We start from the raw sequence: 25,511 nt of genomic DNA on the forward strand, positions 1-25,511 counted from the left end.
TTCATCGAGGGCACGCTCGGCCAGGACGGCGACCCGCTGGACGCTCTGGTCATGGTCTCGGAACCGACCTTCCCCGGTTGCCTGATCAAGTGCCGCGCCATCGCGATGTTCCGGATGACCGATGAGGCCGGCGGCGACGACAAGGTGCTCTGCGTGCCCGCCTCGGACCACCGTCGTGACCACCTGCGCACCATCAAGGACGTGCGGGAGTACCTGCTGCTGGAGATCCAGCACTTCTTCACCGTCTACAAGGACCTGGAGCCCGGCAAGTCCGTCGAGGGCGCCACCTGGGCCGACGTCGACGAGGCGGAGCTCGAGATCGTCGCGAGCTTCGAGCGGGCCAAGACCGAAGGTCACTGACCTGACCTGACCTGACCTGACCTGAGCTCGGCCGGGGTCGGCCATCATGACCCGGGACGACGCCCTGCTCACGTGAGGACCGAGGGGCCGGAGGGCGGGACTCGACTCTCCTCGGCGGTGCCGGTCTCCTAGTATCCGGGCATGGTTACCAGGCAATCCCGCCCCGACGCGATCATCATCGGAGCGCCCAAGGCGGGGACCAGTGCGCTGCACGCGGCGCTGGCCCGGCATCCCGGGGTGTTCGCCTCACCGGTGAAGGAGCCCAAGTACTACCTGTGCGCGGACGCGCCGCCGCCGGCCTACCGCGGACCGGGCGACGCGCACAGCCAACAGGAGTGGGTGTGGCGCCGCCGCGACTACGAGGCGCTCTTCGCCCCGGCCCCCGCCGACTCCCTCCGGCTGGAGAGCACCCCGTTCTACCTCTACTCACCGGGTGCCCGGCGAAGGCTGGCCGAGGAGCTGCCCGACGCGAGGTTCGTGGTAGTGGTCCGCGACCCCATCGACCGGGCCTACTCGAACTGGATGCACCTCTGGGTCGACGGCCTCGAGCCCGAGCCCGATTTCGTGTCGGCCTGGCGCGCGGAGGAGCGCCGGATCGACGCCGGCTGGGCACCGTTCTGGCACTACCGTCGGATGGGCCGCTACGGCGAGCAGCTGGCCGACCTGTTGGGGCGCGTCGACCGGGAGCGGGTGCTGGTGCTGCGCTACTGGCAGCTGGTCGCCAAGCCCGCCGAGACCCTGGACCGGGTGTCGACCTTTCTCGGCATCGCCCCAGGCCAGGTCGGGGTGGTCCCACCCGACAACTCCCGCCCGTTCGTGCCGCCGGGTCCACGCAGCCGATTGCTGGCCCCGATCGTCCGGGCGGGCGCCCGGGCCGGGGCCTACGCTCCCCCGCAGGTCTGGCGCCGGGCGAGCCGGCCCCTGGTGGCGGCGCTCCAGCGCGGCGGCACCGAGCAGCGTCCGCGGCTGAGCACCGAGCAGCGAACGGCTCTGCTGCAGGACTGCCTGGACGACATCGCCCGGCTGGAGGAGGTCCTCGGGGAGTCCTTCCAGGACTGGCGCTCACCCGAAGGACGCGGCTCCTTCAAGGACCGGGCGGTCCGGCCCGGCTGAGTGGATCAGATCTGCGCCCGACCAAGGCCGGATCGGCGATCCGGGTCTCACGACTCGGGTGCGCCCGGGTACGGGTCGGGCCCGATCAGGCTCGGCTGAGCGAGGTCATCAAGTCGTGCGACCCGTCGGCGCGGGCGGCCTCGAAGTAGAAGCGTCGACGGCCCTCAGGCAGGTCGACCACGCTCACGTAGCGCAGCGCCTGGTCGCTGTCGGGCGACCAGGCCACCGGGCCCTCGCCGACGGGCACCAGCCGGCCCTCGCGCTCGACGGCGAGCCCGGTCCGCTCGAACCAGTTGGCGGCGGCGCTGTCGCGGCCGTCGTAGAGCACGGTCAACGGCTCGACCGACAGCACGGCGGTCACCCTGGTCCCGCGGGCGTCCCACTGCCCCGGCGAACCGGCCAGCACGACGCCGTGGTCATCCCAGCGCAGGCCGTCGGGGCTGGTCAGGTAGCGGGTGACCATCCGGTCCTCGGCGCCGACCTCGGTCAACGGATGGCAGCAGAGCCACATCCGCCAGCCGTCGGGACCGGCGAGGACGACCGGGTCCTTGACCGCCCACCGGTCGTCCCCGGGCAGCACCAGGTGCCGTCCTCCGGTGGCCAGGTCCTCGGGCCGGTCGGCGTCCAGCGCCTCGATCCACCAGTGCTTCGAGCCCGGGGTCGCGCAGCTGAGGTAGAGCCGCCAGCCGCCCTCGGGCCGGCGCACCACCACCGGACGTTCGAGCGAGGCCGCCCCGAAGGCGTCCCGGTGGATCTCGGCGACGGTCCGGAAACGGATCCCGTCCTCGGACCGGGCCACCACGACGCTGACGCCGCGGCCCTCGTCCAGCGGACGCCGGACCCGGTAGGTCAGCCAGACCGCCCCGTCCACGACCGTGGCGCTGGCCGCGCCGGCCCAGTTGCCCGGACCGCTCCCGGGCGCGGGGACCACCACCTCGGCGTCGTCGTACCGCGGGAGATCCAGGTCGACCAGCGTGCTCATCCCGAGACTGTAGGCGAGCCCGGGGCGGCTCACCGGGCCATCTCACCGGGTTGGTAGGGATTGCCTGGTCGAGGAGTCCCCTCAGCCGGCGTGGGCCAGCAGGTGGTCGACCACCAGCTCGCCCAGCTCGACCGGGCGCTCCTCCGGCACCCAGTGGGAGACACCCTCCAGAGCGACGAACCGGTACGGCGCCCGGACGAAGCGCTCGGTGCCCTCGGCCCCGCGGCGTCCGAGGGCGGTGTCGCCGTCGCTCCAGACGTAGAGCGTGGGCACGCGCGTCAGGCCGGCCTTGACCGACGAGGGCTGCCGCAGGGCCCGGTACCAGTTGAGGGCTCCGGTTGCCGCCCGCGGGTCGGCGAAAAGCCGCACCGCGGTTTCGGGGTCCGGCGCACCGCTGCTGAGGAGGAAGGACCGCAACCGACGCCCGCCGTGGGCTCGCAGCACGCGCTCGGGCAGACCGGGCACCTGGAAGGCGGCCATGTACCAGGAGCGCAGCAGCTGCGTCCCCGCGAACGACCGGACGAACGCCGCCGGGTGCGGGACCGAGACCGCCGTCAGCGTCGTGACCCGGTCGGGCCGTGAGCCGGCGAGCGTCCAGGCCACGATCGCGCCCCAGTCGTGGCCGAGCACGGAGAACCGGTCGGCGCCGGCGGCGTCGGCCAGGGCCAGCACATCGGCGCAGAGATGGTCGAGGCTGTAGGCGGAGACCGCCTGCGGCCGGGCGCCGGGTGAGTAGCCGCGCTGGTCGGGAGCCAGGACCCGGAAGCCGGCGTCGGTCAGCACCGGCGTGACCTCGGCCCAGGCGGCCGAGGTCTGCGGGAAGCCGTGCAGAGCGATCACCACCGGCCCGTCCAGGGGTCCGGCGTCGACGACGTCGAAGACCAGGCCTTCCGAGGTGAACTGGGTCAGCCGCTCGCTCATGGGCGTCAGTCTGGCCGCTTCACCCGGCCAGGGCCAGACCGGCCCCGAACCCGAGGGCGGCCAGCCCGACCCCGGCCACCAGCATCCCCAACCCGTTGGCCCACGCCGCCAGCCGTCGGTGCTCGGCCGCCAGCCGTACCGTCTCCACCGCCGCCGTGCTGAAGGTGGTGTAGCCGCCGAGAAAGCCGGTGCCCAGCACCAGCCGCGCCGGCTCGGGCAGCACCGTCCCGGCCAGCCCGACGACCAGGCCCAGCAGCAGCGAGCCGCTGAGGTTGATCACCGTCGTGCCCACCGGGTAGCGGCCGCCCGTCCAGGCCTTGAGCGCGCCGTCCAGGACCAGCCGGACCACGGCTCCGAGGCCACCCGCCAGCGCCACCCCCACGCCGATCACGGGAGCGTGCCCTGCCGATGGCCCGCGCTCCAGATCCCGAGGGCGGCCGCCAGCAGGCCCAGGACCAGGGTGCCGGTCGCGTAGCCGACGCCGTACGCGGGATGACCTCCGGCGAGCAGGGTTGCGGTGTCCGTCGCCAGGGCGCTGTAGGTGGTGAACCCGCCCAGCACCCCGGTGCCCACGCCCAGGCGCAGGTCCCGGCGCCACCCGTCGTCGGATCCGGCGCGTGGCAGCGACTCGAGCAGCAACCCGAGGACGAAGGCGCCCAGCACGTTGATGCCCAGAACGGCCACCGGCACCCCGGCCCACGGCGGCACCAGCCGGCTCAGCCCGTAGCGCAGACCGGTTCCGATGGTGCCGCCGGCGAACACCAGCACGATGCTGCGGCCGCGCAGGTGCACGGGTCGCTCGGCCGCGGTCACGGCTCACCGTAACGCGCCGGCTCACTACGATGAGGCCGTGCCGACCCCTCCTCGACCGCGCCCTCACCGTGGCTGACCACCTGGTGCTGCTCGCCCCCTCGAGCAACCGCGTGTACGCGGGCGCAGCGGACAAGTTGGTGGCGGCGGAGCTGGCCATCCTGCTGGGCGGCAGCGCCCCGGTCGAGGCCCTCCAGCTGGCCGGCGTCGGCTACCTCGCCCTCGACCTGTCCGAGCTCGACCAGCCCACGACCGCCGCACTGGGCCGGCTCTCGGCCGCGTACGCGCTCTTCCGCCGCGGGCAGGGCCAGCTGCTGCCCGTGCCGCTCGAGGTACCCGACCGCTTCGACGACGACCTGGTCACCATCCCCAAGTACCCGGGCAAGACCAACGAGCAGTTCACCCGGCTGCTGGTCAACGTCACGCTGGCCTCGCTCCGACGCGCCCCGTCCGGCCCGGTGACGGTGCTCGACCCGATGTGCGGACGCGGCACCACCCTCAGCACCGCCCTCGTCCTCGGCCACGACGCCGCCGGCGTGGAGTCCGACCTCAAGGCTGTCGAGGCGTACGCCGCGTTCCTGCGGACCTACCTGCGGCGCAAGCGGCTGAAGCACTCCGCCGACATGAGCCCGGTACGCCGCGAGGGTATGAGCCTGGGCCGGCGGCTCGACGTCACGGTGACGCCCGCGGGCGGCGGGCGGCCGCAGAGCCTGACCGTCTTCTCCGGCGACACCCGCCAGTCCGCCGCCCTGCACGGGCGCCGCCGCTTCGACGCCGTGGTGGTCGACGCTCCCTACGGGATCGTGCACCGCAGCCAGGCCACGGAGGGCAGGCGCGACCGCTCGGCGGCCGGCCTGCTGTGGGAATCGGTAGGGGTTTGGGCCGGCCAGCTCAAGGGCGGAGGAGCCCTCGGGATCTCGTGGAACACTCTCGGGCTGACCCGCGAACGGCTGGTCGACCTGGTCGGGCAGGCCGGGCTCGAGCCCCTCGACTCCGAGCCGTACCGACGGTTCGGGCACCGGGTCGACTCCTCGATCCACCGCGACGTGCTCGTCGCTGTGAAGCCTTCCGCCCCCTGAAAGGCCGCAACCTCGTCGAGGCCTTCGACAAGCTCAGGGCGCGGAGTCAGCCCTTGCTGGCGCCGAGGGTCAAGCCGGCGACGAACTGCTTCTGCAGGGCGAGGTAGATGACCAGCGTCGGGATGATGGTGAAGGTCGCCCCGGCCGCGATCAGGTTGTAGTCGGAGAAGAACTCACCCTGCAGGTTCTTGATGCCGGTGGTGATGGGCAGCCGGTCGCCGCTCTGGATGAACAGCAACGGCCAGAAGAAGTCGTTGTAGACGAAGATGACCTCCAGCGTCCCCAACGCGGCGAGCGCCGGCCGGCACAACGGCAGGATGATGCTCGTGTACTGCTTGAACACTCCGGCCCCGTCCACCAGGGCGGCCTCGGTCAGCTCGGTCGGCAGCGCCTTCATGTAGTTGGAGAGCACGAAGGTGCAGAAGCCGATCTGGAACGCGGTGTTGACGATGATCACCGAGTAGTAGGTGTTCAGGAAGTTCCCCGAGTCGCTGACCGAGAGCGGCAGCGGGATGAACTTGAACATGGCGAACAGCGGCGCCGCCAGGACCTGCGGAGGCAGCAGGTTGCCGGCCGTGAACATGATCAGCAGCGTGATGTTGAACTTCCAGGTGAACCGGCTCACCGCGAACGCCATCATCGACGCGAGGATCAGGGTCAGCAGGACCGTCGGGACGGTGATGATCACCGAGTTGACGAAGTACTTGGCCAGTCCCGCCTGCTCCCAGGCGTTCTTGTAGTTGTCGAAGTTGAAGTGGCCGCCGAAACTGAAGTAGCCGAAGGAGTCGGTGTCGGCCTTCGGGCGAAGGGACGTGAAGAGCGTCCAGACCAGCGGGACGAGCCACACCACGGCCATGACCAGCAGGAACAGGTGGGTGCCGTAGTGCGGCTTCTTCAGCTTGCCGGTCCGCGTCGGTGGCAGCGGGTCCTTGACCCGGGACGGAGGAGTCAGCGTCGTGGTCATCGGTCACGCATCCTTGCTGAACGTCCGGGAGAGATAGATGGTGATGGGCACCAGGGAGACGACGAGGAGCATCACGGCGAGCGCCGACCCGACGCCGATGACCTGACCCTCGCCCACGAGGTTCTGGACCACCAGGGCTGAGATCAGCTCGAGACCGTTGGTGCCCTTGTTGATGATGTAGACGATGTCGAAAGCCCGTAGGGCCTCGATGATCGTGATCACCACGACGACGATGTTGATGGGCCTCATCGAGGGAAAGACCACCTGGAAGAAGGTCTTCGTCTCGTTGGCGCCGTCGATGGACGCTGCTTCCTTGAGGGCCGGGTCGACACCCTTCAGCCCCGCGAGGTACAGCACCATCACGTAGCCGGCGTGCCGCCAGGTCGCTGCGATCAGGGCCGCCCACAGGTTGACGTTGGAGTTGCCGAACCAGTCGACCGCGCTCGGCGTGCCGGCCGTGCCGATCAGGTTGTTGATGAATCCCTCGTCACGGGCGTACATCAGCTGCCAGATGATGCCGATCAGGGGCAGGGACAGCATGACGGGGACGAAGAAGATGCTCTGGTAGATCCGGCTGCCACGGATGTTCTGGTCGAGCAGCACGGCCAGCAGCAGGCCCAGCGGAGTCCCGATGACGGCGAGGAACAGCAGCCAGATGATGTTGTGCTGGACGGCGGGCCAGAAGGGCGGGTAGTCCTCCAGCACGAAGGAGTAGTTGGCGCCGCCCGCGGACTTGATGTCGGAGAGCGACAGCCCGTTCCAGCGGGTGAAGGAGAGCCCGACCGACAACAACATCGGTATCCAGATGACCAGCGCCTGGATCAGGGTCGGGATCGCCACCATGACACCCAGGACCACCTTGTCCCGAGACGTCAGCAGATGTCCCCGCCGGGCCTTCCGCGCGCGCACCGGAGTGGCGGCGGAAGGGCCGGTGGAGGTGACCGCAGGTGCGGAGACGGCCATCGGGGACTACTGGCTCGCGTAGAGCGACTTGGCCTGCTTCTCCAGGTTCGCGGTGTCGATCGTCCCGCTCTTCACGAAGCCCTGCAGCGCCGGGATCATCACGTTGTTGGCCATGGCCGGCAGTGCGTCACGGTCGAAGAACTGGCTGATCGACTTGGCGTTGGCGATCACGTCGGCGCACTTCTTGTTCAGCGTGGTCAGCTTCGACAGGTCGGCACCCTTGGCCACCGGCAGGTTGGACGGGTCGTTGGCGTAGTAGACGTTCTCGCCGTCGGCCGAGCCGATGTAGGCGAGCAGGTCCTTGGCCGCCTGGTTGTCGCCGCCCTTCTTGCTCAGCATGTAACCGTCGATCGGGGCCTCGACGGCGTCGCGGCCCTCGACCGCCATCTCGGGGAAGGGGAAGAAGTCGATGTCGGCCAGGGTCGCCTTGTCGCTGAACTGCTGGGTGACGAAGGAGCCGAGCAGGTACATGCCGGACTTCTTGGCGCCGAGGCCGGTGGCGGCCTCCTGCCAGGTCGCACCGAGGGCCGCCGGGTCCTGGAACGGCAGGATCGACTTCCAGTTGTCGAAGACGTCCTTGACCTTCTGCTGGTCCCAGCTCTCCTTGTGGGCGCAGAGGTCGACGTGGAACTGGTAGCCGTTGAGCCGCATGTTCAGGTAGTCGAACGTGCCCATCGCGGGCCAGCCGTCCTTGTCGGCGAAGGCGATCGGGATCAGGCCGTCGGCCTTCATCTTCGCGCACAGCGTCTTCAGCTCGTCGAAGGTCGCGGGCTCGGTGTAGCCCTTCGCCTCCCAGACGCTCTTGCGGTAGAAGAAGCCCCAGGGGTAGTTGTAGATCGGCACGAAGTACTTCTTGCCGTCGTCGCCGGTCGAGGCCTTCGCGATGCTGTCGCTGAAGTTGCCGCCGATGGTCGACCAGACATCGTCGACCGGCGCCACCAGGTCCTTGGCCGCGTAGTAACGCATCCGGTAGCCGGCGAACCAGGTGAAGGCGTCGTCCGGGCTGCCTTGCAGGTAGCTGTTGATGTTGTTCTGGAAGTCGTTGTGCGGGACGGTGTTGATCTTCACCGTGTCGCCGGACTTGGTCTGGAACGCCTCGACCATCGCGGCGATGGCCTTCTTGGGCGCCGCGTCGGAGCCCGAGGACCCCAGCGTGGTGGTCTTCGAGACGGAGGCCGACGCGCCGGCCGTCGGCTGCTTGGCTCCGGTGCAGGCACTCAGCACGGATCCGCCACCGAGCGCCAGCGCACTGACCGCGAGGCCCTTCAGCAGGGTGCGCCGTTCGAGCGGCAGGGAAGGGATGGTCTCAGCGGTCACGAGAAGATGCTCCTTGGTTGTGGCTTCATTGCAACGAACACCACCATAGACACCTGGGTAACACTCGCGGCCCTCTCACGCGGAAGACACAGGCAGCAGTTGCTCCCCGGACACCCGGAGGGGGCACCGGCGCAACCGGTCAGCCGCCGAACAGCGCCGCGAACCAGTCGAGCTGGACGTCGAGCTGGTAGGCGCCACCACCCTCGTGCCCGTTGTGCGGGTAGACCCGGATCTCACTCGGTGGCCGATCGACCGCGCGGCTGCCCCAGAGATGGTGGGCCGCGTAGACCGTCGACGGCGGGCAGACCGGGTCCATCAGGGCGACGGAGAACAGCGCGGGCACCTCCGCCCGACGGGCGAGGTTGACCCCGTCGACGTAGGACAGCGTGCGGTACGCCGCCTCGGCGTGTTGCCGCCAGCCGGCCAGGTACTCCACGATCTCGGTGTAGGGCCGCACGGGGGACACCTCGACCGCGCGGACGAAGTGGCAGAGGAAGGGGACGTCGGGAGCGGCGCCCAGCAGCCGGACGCCGGCGAGCGGCGCCAGCCCCGCAGCGGCGATGGCGAGCCCGCCGCCCTGGCTGCCACCGGTCACCACCATCTGGTGCTCGTCGACCAGCTCGAGCTCGCCGGCCGCCTCGAGCAGCCGGACCGCGTCGAGGTACACCCGCCGGTAGTAGTAGGTCGACGGGTCGAGGATGCCGGCGGTCATGAACCCCGGCGAGTGGTTCTCCCCGCTCTCGATCGCGGCGTCGGCCGTCGCGCTGGGCCCGCCGACCGCCCAGCCCTGGCCGCGGGTGTCCATCACCAGCTGGGCGTAGCCGGCCTGGGCCCACAGGGTGCTGCTGTACGGGAAGCCCCGCCCCATCGAGTAGCCGTGGTACTGCACGACGGTGGGCAGCGGGCCGCCGGCGCCGGCCGGCACGTGCAGCCAGGCCCGGACCGGCGTGCCGCCCCAGCCCGCGAAGGTCAGGTCGTAGGTGTCCAGCAGCGCCAGCTTGTTGTCGACGAGCTCAGCGCGCAGGTCCAGCGGGTAGGACCGGGCCTCGGCGATGCTGCCGGACCAGAACGCGTCGAAGTCCTCCGGCTCGGCCACGTCCGGTGAGTAGGTCTGCAGCTCGGCCAGCGAGAGATCGGTGAGGGGCACGGCGCGACTGTAGTGGCGGAGGGCCGCAGCCCTGTGTCGGCCCGGGAGGTGGTCGACCCCGGCTGCCGTTCGCACTACCGTGCCCAGATGACTCCGCCGGTCCAGACCCTGCTGCTGCTCCGGCACGCCACCGCGGAGCCGAGCCGCCCCGGCGGGCGGGACGTCGACCGCCCGCTCTCCCCCTCCGGTCACCGCGAGGCGGCTGGCGTCGGCGCCTTCCTGCGGGGCGCGGGCCTGCGGGTGGACCACGTGCTCTGCTCCCCGGCCGTCCGCACCCGCGAGACGTTGGCGCAGCTGAGCCTGGAGGCTCGACCGACGGGTCCGGTGGTCGAGCTCGTGCCGCAGCTCTACCAGGCGAGCGCCGAGGAGCTGCTCGCGCTGGTCGGGCAGGTGGATCCGGTCGGCCTGGACGGGGCCCCGACCGTCCTCGTGGTGGGCCACGCCCCGGCGGTCCCTGAAGCCGTCACGATGCTCGCCGGTCCGGGCTCGGCACCGGCCGCCTCGGCCGCCCTCTCCTCCTACCCGCCCGCGGCCCTCGCGGTGCTGCGGTACGGCCCCGCGAGCCCTGGGCCCGGTGCGGCCGAGCTCGTGGGACTACGGGTGCCCCAGGGTGTCGGCGGGCAATATTTCGACTGAGTGCCAATGGCGTCACGAATACGCGCCATCGAGGTATCAGGGGCGTTTCCACCACCCCCCGAGGGGTGTCATTCTCCTCACTCAATTCCGGCGGCAATTCTGGTCCGGAGGTGATCGCTGCCTACACTGTCCTACTCAATTGCGCACGACAGGAAGCCTCCGATGACCGCACCCCCCTCGACCGGTCCCGCCTCCCGGCTCTCCCGCCGGACGCTTCTCGGCGGTCTCGCGGCCGGTGTGGTGTCGGTCTCGGGGTGCGGTCGGACCCGCACTCCGGCCGCGGCGCCGGCCACGGTCACGGGTCTGTTGTCGGGTCACCCCTTCTACGCGGCGCACCGCGGCGGCGGCGGTGACTGGCCGGAGATGACGGCCTACGCCTACGGGCAGGCCAGCCAGCTGCCCGGGCTGGCGGCGCTGGAGGTCTCGGTCTGCCTGAGCGCGGACGGCGTCCTGGTCTGCAGTCACGACCCCACGACCACCCGGGTGACCGGCGTGCCGTACACGATCGCCGAGGAGACGTGGCAGACCCTGTCCGGGCTGCAGGTCAGCGCCAAGGACACCACCGACCCCGGCCAGCCGGCACGTCCTCTGACCAGGTTCGATGAGGTCGTCGACGCTTATGCGGACCGCTTCGTGCTCTTCGTCGAGGCGAAGGTGCCGGCCGCCGAGGCCCCGCTGATGGCCAGGATGGCGGGGCTCGGCCACCCCGAGCGCGTGATCTGGAAGCAGTACGTGAACGGGCCCCGTTTCGCCGAGGCGAAGGAGCACGGTTTCACCACCTGGGGCTACGTACTGAACGAGCCGGCGCACCTCGGGGACAACCTCGCGCGGTTCGCGGCGTCCTCCTCACTCGACCTTCTCGGCGCCGCGGCGACGGAGTCCGACGCCTTCGTCTCCGACGTCGTGAGCGCCGCGTCCGAGCACCAGAAGCCGGCCATCATGTGGCCGATCCGGTCCGCCGCCGACCGGGACCGGGCCGTCGGTCTCGGTTGCCAGGGCCTGATGACCTCGACGATCTCCGAGCTTTTGCCGCGAGCAGCCTCCACGACCGGTAGGATCGCGATTCGTTGAGACTGAGAAATGGCTAAGAGAAGGTATAGCACTGCCTGTGGTGCGAGTCATATCACGATCTCATATCGAAAAGGAGCTCTCAAAGTGACCTTTTGATAGTCTCCAGGCTCCTGGTTGTTCACGGTGTGTATCGAAACCGGCCCATGTCGTTCTCCTTCGCGAGTACGGCGGGGCACCGGCTAGTACGTCGAGACTGTGTCGAGCAGCGGGTTCGTGATCTTGTCGGGGGGCGACAAGACAAACGGGGAAAGTAACGAGACATGGCATCACCTGACTTCCTGGCCGCGCCTACCGGCGCCGAAAACGACCGGCCGCAGCCGGCCGACGGCACGACGACCGACGAGCGGCTCGGCTCCGTGGAGCGCCGCGAGCGTGACCGCGACGTCTCCGTCGTCGCCGACCACCGCGATGCGCTGCTGGAGCGCCCGGCGCAGCCGTCGAACGACGTGAGCCCGGACACGAACTCCGCCGACGTGACCCGCCGCCGGCCGGCCGACACCTCCGGTGAGACCGCGGGCCGGGCCCTGCCCACCGCCGTCGTCCTCGAGCCGCCGACCCGTCGGCTGCCGAACCTCGCCGCCTGGTCCCGGCGTTACACCACGGCCGTCGCCGTCTCCGACCTCGTGATCGGCATGCTGGCCGTGCTGGTCGCGCTGCCGGTGGCCGGCTCGGACTTCAGCACCGCGAAGATGGTCGTGCTCGTGCTGGCCACCGGCCTGGCCTGGCCGGTCTCCATCGCGGTCAGCCGTGGCTACGAGCGCAACAACATCGGCGTCGGGGACGACGAGCTGCGAGCCGTGATGCGAGCCGTCGTCTTCGCCGTCGCGGTCGGGGCCTTTCCCACCGCCATCACCCACAGCGTCGGTGTCGCGACCACCTCGGTCATCGCCGTGCCGCTGGCCGGCGTCGGGAGCATGCTGGCGCGCTTCGTCGCCCGCCGCAACCTGCACCGTCAGCAGCGCGCCGGCCGCAACGTCCGCCGTGTGATCGTGGTCGGCAGCGCGTACGCCGCCCTCGACCTCACCACCGTGCTGACCCGCGAGCAGAACGCCGGCATCCAGGTGATCGGGGTCTGCGTGCCGCACGCCGACGTGGCCCGGGCCCGCGAGGCCGGACTGGCCGTGATCGGGGACCTCGACCAGGTCCCCGCCCTGGTCCGCAGCTACGGTGCCGACTCGATCGCCGTCACGGGCAGTGACGCGACGCGGCACAACTACCTGCGTGAGCTCTCCTGGGCGCTCGAGGGCGCCGGCGTCGAGCTGCTCGTCCACCCCGGCCTGGTCGAGGTCGCCGGACCGCGGATGCACATCCGCCCCTACGTCGGGCTGCCGCTGCTGCACGTCGAGCAGCCCCACTTCACCGGCTGGCGCCGGTTCGTCAAGCGGGCCACCGACCTCGTGCTCACCGGTGGCGGCCTGGTCCTGATCTCCCCGCTGCTGGCCGCGCTGGCCGTGGCGGTCAAGCTGCAGGACCGCGGCCCGGTGATCTTCCGCCAGACCCGCGTCGGGCTCGACGGCTCGACCTTCACCATGTTCAAGTTCCGTTCCATGCACACCGACGCCGAGGCGCGGCTGGCCGAGCTACGGGCGCAGAACCCGACCATCGGCACCATGTTCAAGATGGAGGAGGACCCCCGGGTCACCCGCGTCGGACGCTTCCTGCGCCGCTTCTCCCTCGACGAGCTGCCTCAGCTCTTCAACGTGCTGGCGGGCACCATGTCGCTCGTCGGACCCCGGCCGCCGCTGCAGTCCGAGGTCGACGGGTACGAGGACCACGCGCGCCGCCGGCTGCTGGTCACGCCCGGCCTCACCGGTCTGTGGCAGGTCAGCGGCCGATCGCTGCTCAGCTGGGAGGAGACCGTCCGGCTCGACCTGCGTTACGTCGAGAACTGGACCCTCACCCTCGACCTGCTGATCCTGTGGAAGACCTTCTTCGCGGTGGTCGCCCGCCGCGGTGCCTTCTGAGCACCTGCCCGGACTCAGCACGATCAATTGCGCGGCCCCGTAAAGTGGGCCGCCCACGGCAAGGACGGGAACGAATGAGGGCTCAGTGCCGGACCGCTCGACGGTCCCCTGAACTCGGGGTAGCAGCAGCGCGCCTCCACGGGCGGTGGGCGTCGTGACGACGGAACCGGTGGCTCCGGAGGCGTCCCAAGCGACGGCGCACGGCTCCGCGCCCGACGGCGACGAACGCAAGGCGCTCGGCAACCAGGCGGCACGCGGCGTGCTGGTCACCGTCGGGTCCCAGGTCATCAAAATCGTGCTGCAGGTGGTCGGCGTCGTGCTCCTCGCCCGCCTGCTCACCCCGGGCGACTACGGCCTGGTCGCCATGGTGACGGCCGTCATCGGCGTCGCCGAGATCTTCCGCGATTTCGGTCTCTCGACGGCAGCCATTCAGGCGAAGACGCTTTCCCACGCCCAGCGCGACAACCTATTTTGGATCAACACCGCCGCCGGTGCGGCCTTCACGATCCTGGTCTTCTTCTGCGCTCCGCTGATTGCAATGCTCTACGGTCGGCCCGAGCTGGTCCAGCTGACGCACGTGCTCTCCTTCGTTTTCGTTCTGAACGGCCTGGGGACCCAGTACCGGGCAGACCTCAACCGGCGGCTGCGGTTCACGGCTCTGGCGGCCGTGGACATCGCCGCGCCCGCGGTCGCGCTGGCGCTGGCGGTCGTCGCTGCGCTGGCCGGAGCTGGCTTCTGGGCGCTGGCCGTGCAGCAGATCGTGCTGTCGGTGGTCCTGTTGATCGGCAACGGCTGGACCGCGCACTGGGTCCCGCGCCGTCCCCGGCCCGCCCCGATGCGCGAGCTCTTCACCTTCGGCTGGAAGTGGGCCGGCTCGGTCTTCATCGGCTATCTCGGCAACAACGTCGACTCCCTGACCATCGGCACCCGCTTCGGCTCGGTGTCCCTCGGTCTCTACAACCGCGCGTTCCAACTCCTGATGACGCCGCTGGGGCAGCTGCGCGGTCCGACCACGAAGGTCGCACTGCCCGTCCTGGCCCGGCTGACCGAAGATCGCGACGCCTCGCACCGCTACCTCATGCGGGGCCAAGCAGCGCTTGGGCTCACCCTCGTCATCGGCCTCGGCCTGGTCATCGGCGCCGCCGAACCCATCACCTCGATCTTCCTCGGGGCGCAGTGGACCTCGGTAGAGCCGATCCTGCGCCTGCTCGCCGTGGCCGGCATTTTCCAGACCTTGGCCTACGTCGGCCTCTGGATCTACCTCGCCCACGGCCTCACCACCGAGCTCCTCCAGTACACGGTGATCTCGGTCAGCATCAAGGTCGGCTGCATCCTTCTCGGCAGCACCTGGGGCGTCATCGGGGTGGCCTGGGGCTTCGCACTGGCGCCCGCGATCTCCTGGCCGCTGTCGTTCTGGTGGCTGTCGCGCAAGTCCACCGTGACGGTGCGGCCGCTGATCATGCAGGCCCTGCGGATCTCCGCGCTCACAGCTGCCGTCGCCGCGGGCTCGTACGGAGCCTGCGAGTGGGCGAGTGCCGGCGGCCGCTGGCTGCAGCTGCCCGCCGGCATCCTCGGGGCCGCAGCGGTGTATGCCCTGGCGTTCCTCGCTGTGCCGGTCTACCGGCGCGACGTCACCGGCGTCGTGCAGATCGTCCGCTCGGGCCTGCAGCGCAAGGCCGCATGAGCGAGACCGACCAAGAGCCGCTGGAGCGGCCGCGCTGCGCGGTCGTGGTGGTCAACTACGGCTCGGCCGGGCTGCTGGCCACCAACCTGACGCACGTCGTCGCAGAGTCCCCCGACATCAAGGTGGTGGTGGTGGACAACTTCACCACCACCGCTGAGCTCGCAGCTGTTGAACGCCTCTGCCTCGAGCACGGTTGGACGCTCGTAGCCTCACCCACCAACCTAGGCTTCGGGGGCGGCATGAACCGCGGGGTGGCCGCGGCGACGGCCGCCGGAGCCGAACAGCTGCTGCTGCTGAACCCGGACGCCCGGATCGGCGGGCCGAGCCTGAGCCGGCTGCGCGAGGTCGTCACCGCCGACCCAACGGTGCTCGCAGCGCCGGTGATCCGCACGACCGAGGGCCGGATCTGGTCCGACGGGACCGACCTCTACCTCGACAATGGCCGGATGCGGGCTACCCGCAAGCGCGCAAGCAAGCCCGTCCCCCGAGCCGAGATGTGGCTGAGCGGGGCGTGCCTGCTGCTCAGCCGCCAGCTCTGGGAGGCCATCAACGGCTTCGACGACCGCTACTTCCTCTACTGGGAGGACGTCGACCTGTCCTGGCGGGCCCGGGAGGCCGGGGCCACGCTGGAGGTAGTGCGCGACGCCGAGGCGGTGCACGACGAGGGCGGCACCCAGGGCGAGGGCGGCAGCCGGGCGCGTTCGGCGACGTACTACTACTACAACATCCGCAACCGGCTGCTCTTCGCTGCGCATCACCTGGTTGCTGCGGACCGGCGCCGGTGGGTGCGCACCGCCCTATCGGAAGCGTACGGCATCGTGCTGCGCGGTGGCCGACGCCAGCTGCTCACCTCGTTTGCCCCGTGGCGGGCCGCGGTGACCGGCACCGTCGACGGGCTGCGGCTGATGCGTCAGGTCCGACGGTCGCCCTTCGACAGGCTCAGGGAACGTAAGGATAGACCGGCACGTCCGGTCCGGGTGCTGCAGTCGTTCCCGGACCCGCGGCCGACGACGAACCCGTACATCTGGATGCTCTGGCAGGCGCTAGACACGCATCCGGACGTCACGGTGGACACGTTCAGCTGGCGCCGCGCCCTGACGCGCGACTACGACGTCTTCCACGCGCACTGGCCCGAGATCTTGGTCACCGGTCCGAGCGCGGCGAAGAAGGTGCTGCGGCAGCTGATGTTCGTGCTGTTTCTACTGCGGCTCCAGCGGCGGGGTACGGCGATTGTCCGAACCCTGCACAACCTTGAGCTGCCCTCGGGCATCAGCCGGCGCGAGGTCGTGCTGCTGCGCTGGTTTCAGCGCCGGACGACCCTGCTGGTCCGGATCAACACCAGCGGCGCCCGCCTCGACCGCCCGTACGAGACGATCGTGCACGGGCATTACCGCGACTGGTTCGCCAACTATCCCCGGCCCGCGCAGGTACCCGGCCGGGTCGCCTACTTCGGCCTGATCCGCCGCTACAAGGCGGTCGACACCTTGATCTCGGCCTTCCGCGCTACCGCCGATCCGAGCGTGAGCCTCTTCGTCGGCGGAAAGCCGTCGACGGCCGAGCTGCGGGAAGAGCTGACCGTGCTGGCCGAGCCCGACCCGCGGGTCGCCATGCACCTGGAGTTCCTGACCGACGCCGAGCTGGTGGCAGCCGCCTCGGCCGCCCAGCTCGTCGTGCTGCCCTACCGGGAGATGCACAACTCGGGCGGGGTGCTCGCCGCGCTCTCCCTCGACCGCCCCGTCCTAGTGCCCGAGAACGAGGTCAACGCTCAGCTCGCCGAGGAGGTCGGCCCTGGCTGGGTACACACCTACGCCGGGGCGCTGGACGCAGCCGCCCTGACGAGCGCGTTGACGGCGGTCGCCGCAGAGGTGCCTGGGCGCCCTGACCTCGCCGCACGAGACTGGGATGCGGCGGCCGAGCTGCACCTGCGGGCCTACCGAAGGGCCGCCGCTCTGGTCGGCGGCCGGCCAGAACGCCGACGGGAACGTATCCAAGCCGCAGCCCCTCGTGGTCTACGATCATCCGGTCGCGCTATCCAGCCGACCAGCAGCGCAGCTCCGCAGCAGGGCCAGGCGTGACGTCGGAAGTAGGGTGCCGGATGGCGACCGTCCTGAGGTCGTGCGTATCGCTCAGCGAGTCGCGCGAGGTAGGTCCGTGAGCGCGGAGCTGTTCAGCACGGCGCTCAATCTGGCCGCCGCTGCGCTGCTCCTCGTGCTCGCGTTCAGTGCGCTCCGCATGTCGCCGAAGGCGGCGATCGTGGTCTGGCTGTTCGTGATCTGCTTCATCCCGATCTGGATCGGGCAGACCATCACCGTCTACTTCCCGGCGTTCGCCATCGTCGGTCTGCTGGCCGCCGCCAGTTTCGTGCCGACTACCAACCGGTTCCGCTGGTCCGTGGCCGATGCCGTGGTCCTCGCGGTCGCCGTGACCGTGCTGGCCGAGTACGCGCTCAAGCTCACGACTCGGACGGCGACCTTCGACCTCTTCGTCATCTGGTCCGGGGCGTTCCTCCTCGGTCGGGTCGTCACCTCAGTCCTCGACGCCCGGTGGATCTACGGCGCTGTCGCGGTCTTCTTCTCCATCGCCGCCGTGCTCGCCCTGGCTGAGTTCGTCACCGGGCTGAACGTCTTCATCACCTACCTCGGTAATGGAACCGCTCTCTTCGACCAGTGGCGGACCCAGCAACCCCGCGGCGGGATCCTCCGTGCCGAGGGCGCGTTCGGCCACTCGATCGCCCTGGGGAGCTCCCTGGCCATCGCCGCCACGCTCACGTTGGGCAGCCGGTTCCGCCCCTGGATTAAGACGGCGATGCTGGTGGTCCTGCTGGGTGGTGCCGTGGTGACGTTTAGCCGCACCGGCATGATCACCGCAGCCCTGGGCGTCGTGGTCGCATGCCTGTTTGTCCGCAACCCACTCAGCCGCCGCTACCGGATCGGCCTGCTGATCCTGGCCATGGTCAGCGCCGGGGTCGTCTTCGTCAGCATCCGGGACGTGTTTCTCGCCTCGGGCAACGAAGCCGAAGGGAGCGCGCTGTACCGCTCCGAACTGTTGCAGCTGGTCGGATACATTCAGCCTTTCGGCCTCGCCGCCAACTTCACGGTCTCGACCACCTCCCAGACCTCGATCGGGGAGTTCGGGTCGGTCGACAACGCGCTCCTCCTCTTCGCGCTCACCTACGGATGGGTGCCGACGGCGCTGCTGGCGCTGCTGTTCGCGGGAGCCGTCGCTGCGCTGTTCCGCGGCCGAGCCACCCTCGCGGTCGTCGCGGTCATCGCCCAACTACCCGCCCTCGTCACGGTGGCGCTGATAACTCAGTACGCGGCGGTGTTCTGGTTCGCGGTGGGCCTGGCGATCAGCACCCAGGTCATCGCCAACCAGACCCGCGCACCACGGCAGGGACCGATGTCGGTTCAGCACCCCCGGACGGCCGATCCGGCGCCACCCGCCAGGCGGGTCCTGCAGGGCACCAGGGGCTAGGAGAGGTCATCAGATGAGCGTGTCTCCTCCGAGCCACCAGCCCGCCACGGAACAGCAGGTCGCGGTGGTGCGCCGCAAACGCCTGGAGTGGATGGACCAGCTCCGCGGCACAGCCATTCTGCTCGTGATGATCTGGCACGCACCGGCCATCCCGGCTCTGTTCGGCGCCAAGATGTCGCCCGGGGTCCAAGCCGCCAACATGTTCTTCCTCCCGTTCCGGATGCCGACGCTGATGGTGCTGTCGGGCATGCTGCTGCCGGCCTCACTGCGCAAGTCGCTGCCGAAGTACTACGTCGGCAAAATTGCCGCCATCGTGTGGCCCTACGTGCTCTTCGTCATGCTCGACCGTCACCTCCTCGGCTACGCCCATCCGTGGTGGCACTGGCGGTCCTGGTACGCGACGAGCTACCTGTGGTTTCTTTTCTTCATCGGCGTCTACTACTTCATCGCCCCCCTGCTGCGTCGGGTTCCCACGTTGGCGATCGTCATCGCCTTCGCCGCAGTCAGCTTCGTCCTCGACCCGAGCACCGAGAAGCGACTGACCTACTTCGCCGTATTCTTCTTCCTTGGCAAGGCTATGGCCGAGCGGCCGCACTGGCTGGAGCACCTGCTCCGGCGCCGGTGGCTGGCTGCCTGGGGCGTACTGACCCTCGGCATGGGGGTCGCCAGCTCGATCTACACGCGCGAGCTCGCGTACCGGATCGAACTCGGCCCGCTGTCCTTCGCCGGCATACTGTGCGCCGTCGCCGGCGCCCAAGCGCTCGAGCGCGCCGGTCGGCTGGTCGGCTGGATCAACACAATCGGACGCAACTCCCTGGTCTACTACACCGCCCACTTCCCCATCATGTTCGGCGTGATGAGCGGCCTCTACGCCGTACACGTCCGGACTTTGCTCGTCGTCGCGCCCCTCAGTTTCGTGGTGGCCTTCTCGGTCTGCCAGTTGCTGACCCGGCTGCGGCACCGCGTCCCCATCGCTTGGGTCTTCCAGGCCCCGCAGCTACCCACGCGGTGGGCGACCCACCAGCTCGAGCAGGTGAGCTTTCTCCGTCCCAAGACACCGGCGATAGACCGCTAGTGGTCGTTTCCAGAGGTTCCCGAAATGACCACTAGAATCTTTGCGCTCGGTGTCCCCTCCACCCGAGAGAGCAGGAGCGAACCGTGTCGGTCAAGCAGAAGGTCATCCAGCTGGTGCCGCGGCCAGTGCGCCGAGGTCGTGAACGGGTCATCCGGGTCCAGCGGACGATGCAGGAGCTGGTGCCGGCGTTCGCGTACGACTTCCGCCGCTACCTGCGGCACTCCTCCTCGACGGGCCCCTACGGCTCGAAGGAGAACCTCCGCTCGAAGATCACAGCGACTTACCACAACCTCGAAAAGGGTCTCTCGTTGTCGGACCCCCGTCCGGGCTTCGGTGAGCAGCCGGTGGGGACGCTGGTGACTCTGCTCAGCGCCTACCTGTCGGCTTACGGCTACGACGCCTGGGTGACGACGCCACTGCTGGTGCTGCGTTCCTACCGGGATTTCAACGAATCGGCCGGGGCGGTCACGCCGCACCACGCCGCGATCACCGCCCTGCTGCTGGAGGCCGAGCACCACCTAGCGGCCCAGTCCGGAGCTGCGGGCGTGCGCCAGGTCGAGCGGACGCAGATCGAGCGGGCGGTGGGGACCACCGGTCTTGACTTCTTCAGCTCTCGGTCCTCGGTCCGCCAGTACAGCGATGTCCCAGTCGACGTCGCAGACATCGAGTTCGCCGCCGCGGCAGCCCAACGGGCCCCAGCGGTCTGCAATCGCCAGTACAACCGCGTCTATGTCCACACCGACAAGGCCGAGATCGCCCGGATCCTCGAGGTCCAGGGCGGGGCCCGCGGCTTCGGCACCGAGCTCGGCGGGCTGGCGATCATCACCAGTGACCTACGAAACTTCTGGGCTGCGGGCGAGCGTAACCAGGCCTGGGTGGACGGCGGCCTGTTCGCGATGAGCTTCGTGCTCGGACTGCACGCCCGCGGCTTGGGCACGATCTGCCTGAACTGGAGCAAGCCGCCGTCGATCGACCGGAGGCTGCGCGAGGTCGCCGACCTGCCGGCCGAAGCCGTCGTCATCATGCTCGTCGGCTTCGGGGTGCTACGCGATAGCTACACCGTGGCCAGCTCGAATCGGGTCCCGCTGAACGAGGTGTTGGAGCTGCGCTGATTCGTGCGAGGAGCGGGCGTCAAAGGATGAGTCAAGACGTGTGAAGCAACGGTTATGAATCGTCAGAGACACGCTTGCTTTGAAAGCCGTCGGTGCTGGCCGGGTGGGCGCCGTGCCGAATCTCGAGTGCCGTCCCGGGGGATGCTTGTCGCTGCCTACACGGGTCAAGAGCTCGTGCAGTGCGTGTCGCCTCGACAAGGGAGGCTAGCGCAGACGCAAGCCCCCCAAAGTGGCTCTCTAGAGCAACGGCAGGCCCGAGAACCGTGAGATTCTCGGAGCCCGCCGCCGCCCGGAGGGCCTGCGTCAGCGCCAGGCGCCCAGGTGCCGAGTGCCGGCTGACCTGCCGAGCTTCGTCGCGACGCCGGACGGCAGGGCCTGCCCGACGCTGCTGTCCCGGCTGGAGACCGCCGCGATCGGTTGGAAGGCACCGTTCACCGGGCTCGAGGCGACCAGCGAGTAGCTCGCCGGGTCCCGTCCGGTGCCTTTCTGGTAGTCCGCCAGGGTGGCGTACGCGGTGGCATAGGTGCCGGCGTTGCCCCAGACCACGGTGTTCTTCGGGCTCGCGGCCGAGGTCCGGCTGAAGACGTTGCCGTTGGAGGAGGTCACCATCTGCTCACCGGTGTACACCCGCTCCCAGCCCTCGACGTGGAAGATGGTCGCCTTGTCGCCGCTGCCGCCGGTGAGGATGTTGTTCGCGACCGTGATGTTGCGGCTGATCCACGGCATCGAGGCGTCAGGCTGGGCTCGCCGCTTGTCGTGCCCGGCCACGTTGAGCTGGGTGATTCGGCGTTTGTCCTGGACCACCGCGATGGCCGCATAGCCGTTGTTCACGATGGTGTTGTTCCACACCTGCACGTTGTCGGTGTCGGAGATCATCAGCCCGTCCCGGGCGTTACCACTGATTACGTTGTTGGCGACGACGGCGGTCGACGAGATCTCAAGCACCATGCCAAATCGAGAGCCGTTCGTGACGGTGTTGTTGACCAGCGTGATGTCGAAGGTCGACTGGTCGGCCCAGAACTGGTTACCGTCGGTCCCGCTGATCTCGCTGTTCTTCAGCGTGAAGCCACGCGTCGTGGTGACCTTGAAGCCGCCCGCACTCGGGGTGGCGTTGAAGTGCTGGTCGTTGCTGTTGCGGATGGAGACGTTGTCGACGACCAGCCCGTCGGCGTAGCTGGCCTGCAGGCCCATCTGGCCGCTGCCGGTGATCGTGACGTTCTTGAGCGAGCAACCCGTGTCGAAGATGCCTATACCGCCGGTGCTGCTGTCTCGGACCTCGACGTTCTCCAGGTGCTGGCCCGGGTAGTAGGTCGTGATGACGCCCTGCTGAGGCACCGATGAGGCATACCGGCGGAAGCCGACGCCGCGGATGGTGGTGCCAGACGCCCGCAGCGAGACCGCCTGGCTCAGTGTGCTGGCGGCGACCGTCCGGCCGGACGGGTTGGTGCCGAGGTAGAGCGCCTTGCTGCCGTAGTCGACGTAGAAGGTGCCGGCCGTGACCTTGCTCAGGCTGCTGACCTGGGTCTGCTCGGTGCCGTCGATCCAGACCGCGTCCGGGTGGGCGGCCATCGGGTACGCGGGGTTGAGGAAAGTCCAGCCGACCGCGGTGCCGTCGGGCGCGCCCCGGGTGTAGGTGGGGCTCGAGTCGAACTGAGTGGTCCAGTTGCCCGTCCGCCAGGCGCTGCCGGAGGCGGTGAAGCCGGTCACCTGGCTGGAGCCGTCGAACCAGACCGCCTCACCGGGGTAATTCTGGATGGTGACGGCCTTGCCCGGCGGGACGATGAAGTACTCGTGGTACGTGCCACCGCGCAGCACGATAGTGCTACCTGACTTGGCCTTGGTGAGGGCCTTGGTCACCGTCCGTACCGGCGCACCCTGGGTCCCCGCGGAGCTGTCGTTGCCGGAGGTCGAGACGAAGACGGCGTTGCTAGGGACCGCATAGCTGGCCGAGCCGATGGACGCGGCGCCGTGACTCGTGCTGACGGCCGGGCTGGCGGGGACCGGGGTCGGAGCCGGTACCGGGGCCGGCGTCGCGGCGGCGGTGCTCTTGCTGGCGATGACCGCAGTGGTGGCGAACCTCTGCGCGCTGTTACCCGGGCTGACGTAGCCGCTGACCGCGATCGAGCCGGAGCCCGAGATCCGCTTGCTGGAGGAGTCTGTCACCTTGACCTGCCAGTCGGGCGCCTTGGTACCGCTCACGTAGACCTTGCCGCGCAGCGCGACGCTCGAGGTGCCGGAGACCGACAGCTCCACGCTCACTGGCTGGCCGGCCTTCACGGTGGAGAGCACCTTCTGTCCGAGGACCGTGGCGACCCCGCCGGACAGGCGTACGACCTCGACGTGCAGCTTGCGGCTGCCGTCGATCCGCGCCCGGGTGGCGTAGGAGGCTGTGCTCCCCTGCCGACGCGCCTGGGCGCTGTAGTAGATCTCAGTACCCGTCGGGACGAGGAAGGTCGCGAGGTTGTCGACGTCGGCCGCCTTCGCCGAGGAGACCGCGACGAACGACTTGCCGGCACCGACGCCGGAGACGATGCCGCTGCCGCCGCTGACGGAAGCGGTGCCGCCCGTCACGGACCAGCCGCCACCGGTCCCGGCGGCGCCCCATCCCGAGGAGGTCGTGCGGTTGAACCCGTCGCTGACGAGCGAGGTCGCGGCAGAGGCGGACTGGGCGGTGGAAGCCAGAGCGGCCCCGGCAACCAGCGTGGCGGTGAGAGCGATGATCGAGCCCGCCCGATGAGGGCGCGCGCCAGTAGAAAACGATGGCATGAAGGGGCACTCCTGCAGTCGGGGGCAATGGCTGTTGGATTGTTGTGCAATCGTTGCGACCGAAGCATCGCACAAGCGGCCCTCAGGCAAAAATCACGGAATCATCACGTTTCGGACACCCGCGGGTCACGCCCAATGCGCGTTGGTCAGGGGGAACGCACCGAGCACCACCCCGGCGGAAGCAGAATCACGAGCTCAGACGTGGTCAACGCCACACAGCCATTACCGGCAAAGTGTGTGATTTCGGTCACACGTAGACGAGGACGACTCCCTCGAGGGCGCTCCCTCAGGACGCGGCGCGGCCCCGGAACACGACCACCGGATCGGCCGGGGAGACGGTGACCTCCACGGTGACGGGATCGCGCTTGCCCTTGCCCAGGGCGTAGACGTACACCCCGGAAGCCTTGGCGCCGGCCTTGAGCGAGCCGGAGAACGAGCGGGCGGGTGACCCGGTCATCTGCGCGCCCGGCGAGTCGTCGGCGGCGGTGAGGTTGACCACCACGGAGCCGACGTCGAGGGGCTGGCTGGTGCCGTTGGCGATGCTGACCGTGATAGCGACCCCAGGACCGCTGACCTCGCCCGGTCCGACGGCCTTGGCGGTGATCGCCTTGACCTTCGTCAGGGACACGGTCACCCCGTCCGCCGCCTCACCGCTCCCGTCGAGGGAGACGGCCTTGCGCTTGGTCACCTTCTTGCTCGGGACGCTGCTCTTGGTGCTGCCGGAGGTGGGCGGCGCTACCGGGGTCGTCGCGGGCGCCACCGGGGTGGAGGACGGGTTCGCGACACCGGACTCCGGCGAGCCGGCGCTGGGGGCCGGCGTCGTGTCGTCGGCCTTGCCGCTGCAACCAGCCAGCAGCAGACCCGCGAGCAGCACGCTCGCCGCCAGCGTCCGGGTCGTGCGGTGTGTGAGACCGGCACAGGAGCCGGGACCGGACCCAGGACGGACCTGGCCGGCGGCGCCTAGCTGCCGCATCGCCTCGAGCTCGCGCGTTCCGCGTCCCATCGCCGGCCTCTCCGTCGTGTCCCCGAGGTCAGAAGCTGATCATCCCACCCAGCGGCGCACGTCGTCGTGCGGCCCGCCGGGTGGGAGTCGTCCACGGGTGGTCAGTTTCGGGTTACGACCACGTTGTCGAAGGTGATGGTCACTGGAGCGCTGGTCGAACTGGCGCTCAGGTATCCCTGCACAGCTGAGGCACCGGCGCTCTGAAGACCGGCGGCACTGTTGGTACTCGTGATCTGAGGGGCGGCAGGCTCGTTGGCCGGTGCCTTCCAGACTTTCCCGGAGAGGGTCGTCGTACCAGTTCCGCTCACCACGAACTTCATCTTGAGGACATCACCGGCGCTGTAGGTGAGACCGGTCATTGACTCTTTGATCGCGGTTTCGGTCCCCGAGACGACTACGTAGGTGTCCAGTCGAATCGTGCCATCAGACATCATTCGCGCCTTGAGGCGGTACTCCGACGTTCCCTGCTTGCGGGCTGCCAGTGTGACGTAGAGGCCGGAGCCAGTGGCCACCTTGTCGACCGAGAACTCAGCGGTCGTCGTGGAGTCGAGCACCGAGACCGAGCTCAGCGTTGCCGTCGGGCTGACCGAGACCTTGGGGAGCGTCAGCACACCCTTGCCACCGCTGGTGGAGAAGTAGCTGCCCCCGGAGTCGGTCCAGGTGCCGCCCACATCGGCGGTGCCCCACTTGGTGCCGGTCCGGCCGAAGGCGTCCGAGGCGACCACGGTGGGAGCCGGGGCAGTCACGGTGACGGACTTGGTGACCGAGTCGGTCGCACCGGAGTTGTCGGTCACCGTCAGCTTGACGCTGTAGGTGCCAGCGGCGGCGTAGGTGTGGCTGTCGGTCTTGCCGGTCCCGGTGCCGCCGTCGCCGTAGGACCAGGCGTAGGAGGCCACGGTGCCGTCGGAGTCGGCCGAGGTCGACCCGTCCACACTGACCTTCAGGTCGGCCGAGGTCGAGGTGAAGGCCGCCTTCGGGCCGACGTTCACCGGCGCCGCGGTGACCGTCACGGACGTGGTGACCGAGTCGGTCGCACCGGAGTTGTCGGTCACCGTCAGCTTGACGCTGTA

The 25,511-nt window shown here is 69.4% G+C and carries 22 protein-coding genes; 11 read left to right on the forward strand and 11 right to left on the reverse strand.

All coding sequences use genetic code 11. The features are described from left to right. Positions 1-360 (forward strand): inorganic diphosphatase (locus tag ACFE7W_RS18600; RefSeq protein WP_375426321.1); only part of this gene is annotated, 360 nt, incomplete at its 5' end. 141 nt (positions 361-501) lie between these two features. After that, positions 502-1,473 (forward strand): sulfotransferase, encoded by a 972-nt coding sequence (locus ACFE7W_RS18605; RefSeq protein WP_375426322.1) that lies wholly within the window; start codon positions 502-504, stop codon positions 1,471-1,473. Between the two features lie 85 nt (positions 1,474-1,558). Here the strand turns inward: ACFE7W_RS18605 and ACFE7W_RS18610 are convergent, their stop codons facing one another. The 4 genes from ACFE7W_RS18610 to ACFE7W_RS18625 all read right to left on the reverse strand — a co-directional run bounded on the left by ACFE7W_RS18610 (position 1,559) and on the right by ACFE7W_RS18625 (position 4,189). Then, positions 1,559-2,455 carry a hypothetical protein gene (locus ACFE7W_RS18610; RefSeq protein WP_375426323.1) on the reverse strand — a complete coding sequence of 299 codons (897 nt, stop codon included), beginning with the start codon at positions 2,453-2,455 and terminating at the stop codon, positions 1,559-1,561. Between the two features lie 81 nt (positions 2,456-2,536). Then, positions 2,537-3,376 carry an alpha/beta fold hydrolase gene (locus tag ACFE7W_RS18615; RefSeq protein WP_375426324.1) on the reverse strand — a complete coding sequence of 280 codons (840 nt, stop codon included), beginning with the start codon at positions 3,374-3,376 and terminating at the stop codon, positions 2,537-2,539. A 19-nt stretch (positions 3,377-3,395) separates the two neighbouring features. Then, complete coding sequence (locus tag ACFE7W_RS18620) at positions 3,396-3,767, reverse strand: fluoride efflux transporter FluC (RefSeq protein ID WP_375426325.1); 372 nt, start codon at positions 3,765-3,767, stop codon at positions 3,396-3,398. After that, positions 3,764-4,189 (reverse strand): fluoride efflux transporter FluC, encoded by a 426-nt coding sequence (locus ACFE7W_RS18625; RefSeq protein ID WP_375426326.1) that lies wholly within the window; start codon positions 4,187-4,189, stop codon positions 3,764-3,766. The genes ACFE7W_RS18620 and ACFE7W_RS18625 overlap by 4 nt, the downstream gene beginning before the upstream one ends. Positions 4,190-4,257: 68 nt before the next feature. Here ACFE7W_RS18625 and ACFE7W_RS18630 point away from each other — a divergent pair, with 68 nt between their 5' ends. Beyond that, a complete protein-coding gene (locus tag ACFE7W_RS18630; protein WP_375426390.1) occupies positions 4,258-5,265 on the forward strand; it encodes a TRM11 family SAM-dependent methyltransferase in 1,008 nt (335 codons plus the stop codon). A 46-nt stretch (positions 5,266-5,311) separates the two neighbouring features. On the opposite strand, the gene ACFE7W_RS18635 is transcribed toward ACFE7W_RS18630, so the two are convergent. The 4 genes from ACFE7W_RS18635 to ACFE7W_RS18650 form a co-directional block, all read right to left on the reverse strand. Further along, the gene (locus tag ACFE7W_RS18635) at positions 5,312-6,229 is read right to left on the reverse strand and encodes a carbohydrate ABC transporter permease (RefSeq protein WP_375426327.1); all 918 of its coding nucleotides are present in this window, start codon (positions 6,227-6,229) and stop codon (positions 5,312-5,314) included. Positions 6,230-6,232: 3 nt separating this feature from the next. Beyond that, positions 6,233-7,192: a carbohydrate ABC transporter permease gene (locus tag ACFE7W_RS18640; RefSeq protein ID WP_375426328.1), complete on the reverse strand. Its 960-nt coding sequence runs from the start codon at positions 7,190-7,192 to the stop codon at positions 6,233-6,235. 6 nt (positions 7,193-7,198) lie between these two features. Then, on the reverse strand, positions 7,199-8,509 hold the full coding sequence (locus tag ACFE7W_RS18645; protein ID WP_375426329.1) for an ABC transporter substrate-binding protein: 1,311 nt from the start codon (positions 8,507-8,509) through the stop codon (positions 7,199-7,201). A 139-nt stretch (positions 8,510-8,648) separates the two neighbouring features. After that, a complete protein-coding gene (locus tag ACFE7W_RS18650; RefSeq protein ID WP_375426330.1) occupies positions 8,649-9,656 on the reverse strand; it encodes an acetylxylan esterase in 1,008 nt (335 codons plus the stop codon). An 87-nt stretch (positions 9,657-9,743) separates the two neighbouring features. Between ACFE7W_RS18650 and ACFE7W_RS18655 the strand changes: the two genes are divergently transcribed. The 8 genes from ACFE7W_RS18655 to ACFE7W_RS18690 all read left to right on the forward strand — a co-directional run bounded on the left by ACFE7W_RS18655 (position 9,744) and on the right by ACFE7W_RS18690 (position 20,672). Further along, positions 9,744-10,292, forward strand: coding sequence for a histidine phosphatase family protein (locus ACFE7W_RS18655; protein ID WP_375426331.1), 549 nt, complete (start codon positions 9,744-9,746; stop codon positions 10,290-10,292). A 162-nt stretch (positions 10,293-10,454) separates the two neighbouring features. Continuing rightward, positions 10,455-11,363 carry a glycerophosphodiester phosphodiesterase gene (locus tag ACFE7W_RS18660; protein ID WP_375426332.1) on the forward strand — a complete coding sequence of 303 codons (909 nt, stop codon included), beginning with the start codon at positions 10,455-10,457 and terminating at the stop codon, positions 11,361-11,363. Between the two features lie 260 nt (positions 11,364-11,623). Beyond that, positions 11,624-13,327, forward strand: coding sequence for a sugar transferase (locus ACFE7W_RS18665; protein WP_375426333.1), 1,704 nt, complete (start codon positions 11,624-11,626; stop codon positions 13,325-13,327). 154 nt (positions 13,328-13,481) lie between these two features. Continuing rightward, a complete protein-coding gene (locus ACFE7W_RS18670) occupies positions 13,482-15,011 on the forward strand; it encodes a lipopolysaccharide biosynthesis protein (RefSeq protein ID WP_375426334.1) in 1,530 nt (509 codons plus the stop codon). Continuing rightward, entirely contained in the window at positions 15,008-17,086 is a 2,079-nt protein-coding gene (locus ACFE7W_RS18675) for a glycosyltransferase (protein WP_375426335.1), read from the forward strand. The genes ACFE7W_RS18670 and ACFE7W_RS18675 overlap by 4 nt, the downstream gene beginning before the upstream one ends. A 76-nt stretch (positions 17,087-17,162) precedes the next feature. Beyond that, positions 17,163-18,485 (forward strand): hypothetical protein, encoded by a 1,323-nt coding sequence (locus ACFE7W_RS18680; RefSeq protein WP_375426336.1) that lies wholly within the window; start codon positions 17,163-17,165, stop codon positions 18,483-18,485. Between the two features lie 13 nt (positions 18,486-18,498). Then, positions 18,499-19,560, forward strand: coding sequence for an acyltransferase family protein (locus ACFE7W_RS18685; RefSeq protein ID WP_375426337.1), 1,062 nt, complete (start codon positions 18,499-18,501; stop codon positions 19,558-19,560). An 83-nt stretch (positions 19,561-19,643) separates the two neighbouring features. Further along, positions 19,644-20,672, forward strand: coding sequence for a nitroreductase family protein (locus ACFE7W_RS18690; protein ID WP_375426338.1), 1,029 nt, complete (start codon positions 19,644-19,646; stop codon positions 20,670-20,672). Positions 20,673-20,975: 303 nt separating this feature from the next. Here the strand turns inward: ACFE7W_RS18690 and ACFE7W_RS18695 are convergent, their stop codons facing one another. From ACFE7W_RS18695 to ACFE7W_RS18705, 3 genes are all read right to left on the reverse strand, one after another. Then, positions 20,976-23,438 (reverse strand): right-handed parallel beta-helix repeat-containing protein, encoded by a 2,463-nt coding sequence (locus ACFE7W_RS18695; protein ID WP_375426339.1) that lies wholly within the window; start codon positions 23,436-23,438, stop codon positions 20,976-20,978. Positions 23,439-23,724: 286 nt separating this feature from the next. Next, positions 23,725-24,441 carry a hypothetical protein gene (locus tag ACFE7W_RS18700; protein ID WP_375426340.1) on the reverse strand — a complete coding sequence of 239 codons (717 nt, stop codon included), beginning with the start codon at positions 24,439-24,441 and terminating at the stop codon, positions 23,725-23,727. Between the two features lie 101 nt (positions 24,442-24,542). Continuing rightward, on the reverse strand, positions 24,543-25,511 hold a 969-nt coding region (locus tag ACFE7W_RS18705; RefSeq protein WP_375426341.1), incomplete at its 5' end, for a PKD domain-containing protein.

This window comes from uncultured Friedmanniella sp., assembly GCF_964244285.1.
GTDB lineage: Bacteria > Actinomycetota > Actinomycetes > Propionibacteriales > Propionibacteriaceae > Microlunatus.

Excerpts from the sequence above, each read along its gene's own strand:
- ACFE7W_RS18605 (WP_375426322.1), top strand. The coding sequence starts at position 502 with ATGGTTACCAGGCAATCCCGCCCCGACGCGATCATCATCGGAGCGCCC.
- ACFE7W_RS18610 (WP_375426323.1), bottom strand. The coding sequence starts at position 2,455 with ATGAGCACGCTGGTCGACCTGGATCTCCCGCGGTACGACGACGCCGAG.
- ACFE7W_RS18615 (WP_375426324.1), bottom strand. The coding sequence starts at position 3,376 with ATGAGCGAGCGGCTGACCCAGTTCACCTCGGAAGGCCTGGTCTTCGAC.
- ACFE7W_RS18635 (WP_375426327.1), bottom strand. The coding sequence starts at position 6,229 with ATGACCACGACGCTGACTCCTCCGTCCCGGGTCAAGGACCCGCTGCCA.
- ACFE7W_RS18640 (WP_375426328.1), bottom strand. The coding sequence starts at position 7,192 with ATGGCCGTCTCCGCACCTGCGGTCACCTCCACCGGCCCTTCCGCCGCC.
- ACFE7W_RS18655 (WP_375426331.1), top strand. The coding sequence starts at position 9,744 with ATGACTCCGCCGGTCCAGACCCTGCTGCTGCTCCGGCACGCCACCGCG.
- ACFE7W_RS18660 (WP_375426332.1), top strand. The coding sequence starts at position 10,455 with ATGACCGCACCCCCCTCGACCGGTCCCGCCTCCCGGCTCTCCCGCCGG.
- ACFE7W_RS18665 (WP_375426333.1), top strand. The coding sequence starts at position 11,624 with ATGGCATCACCTGACTTCCTGGCCGCGCCTACCGGCGCCGAAAACGAC.
- ACFE7W_RS18675 (WP_375426335.1), top strand. The coding sequence starts at position 15,008 with ATGAGCGAGACCGACCAAGAGCCGCTGGAGCGGCCGCGCTGCGCGGTC.
- ACFE7W_RS18685 (WP_375426337.1), top strand. The coding sequence starts at position 18,499 with ATGAGCGTGTCTCCTCCGAGCCACCAGCCCGCCACGGAACAGCAGGTC.
- ACFE7W_RS18695 (WP_375426339.1), bottom strand. The coding sequence starts at position 23,438 with ATGCCATCGTTTTCTACTGGCGCGCGCCCTCATCGGGCGGGCTCGATC.
- ACFE7W_RS18700 (WP_375426340.1), bottom strand. The coding sequence starts at position 24,441 with ATGGGACGCGGAACGCGCGAGCTCGAGGCGATGCGGCAGCTAGGCGCC.